Source organism: Paenochrobactrum glaciei (genome assembly GCF_039522165.1).
GTDB classification, from domain to species: Bacteria; Pseudomonadota; Alphaproteobacteria; order Rhizobiales; family Rhizobiaceae; genus Paenochrobactrum; species Paenochrobactrum glaciei.
The window spans coordinates 1-624 of sequence record NZ_BAAADE010000047.1 but is presented as its reverse complement, the minus strand read 5'-3'; the positions used below and the strand labels follow the sequence as shown (position 1 = coordinate 624).

The following is a 624-nucleotide window of genomic DNA, read 5'->3' as shown; positions in this document are numbered from 1 at the left end:
GCTTCAACGGTAGTTTCCGTGATGAATGCCTGAACGAGACCTTGTTCTCATCGCTCGCTCAGGCGCGCACTGAGATCAAAGCATGGAAGGATGATTACAACAAAAACAGACCGCACTCTTCACTCGGTAATGTCACACCGAATGAGTTCGCCATAAAAATGGCTCTAGAAAAACAGGCTGCTTAAGGCCAATAGTATAACCCAAGACTTTCCTGAAAAATGGAGGAGTGTTGGGGCTCAGGTCACCAACACAGCAAATAAAACGAAACCTTGCGCCTACAAGACGCCATAGACTGGCCAAGAGGCAGCTACACCATAAGATATCTGTGACATAATAGTCCGATCTAGTGCCGGTCTTTCAGGACAAACCGGGTCTGGCACTATTGAGGGGCATTGGCCGGTGTTGATAATTGGCGCCCCTAAACTGCCCCCTAAGCACAAAAAGCCCCTATCTGAGGATAGGGGCTTTTTTATAAGTGACTGCTTTGGCAGTCATATTTTGGTTGCGGGGGCAGGATTTGAACCTGCGGCCTTCAGGTTATGAGCCTGACGAGCTACCGGGCTGCTCCACCCCGCGCTAAACTTTTGAGCTTTGGGCATTCAGCCCGTTTTTTGTTTTGTTCAT

1 protein-coding gene and 1 tRNA gene are annotated in these 624 nt (G+C 49.0%); one reads left to right on the top strand and one right to left on the bottom strand.

All coding sequences use genetic code 11. From position 1 onward, the window contains the following. Positions 1 to 185: integrase core domain-containing protein (locus tag ABDZ76_RS17610; protein ID WP_343808684.1), on the top strand; the 185-nt coding region annotated here is incomplete at its 5' end. Positions 186 to 499: 314 nt separating this feature from the next. Here ABDZ76_RS17610 and ABDZ76_RS17605 read toward each other — a convergent pair. Next, positions 500 to 576 (bottom strand) — tRNA-Met (locus tag ABDZ76_RS17605). Positions 577 to 624 lie beyond the last annotated feature (48 nt).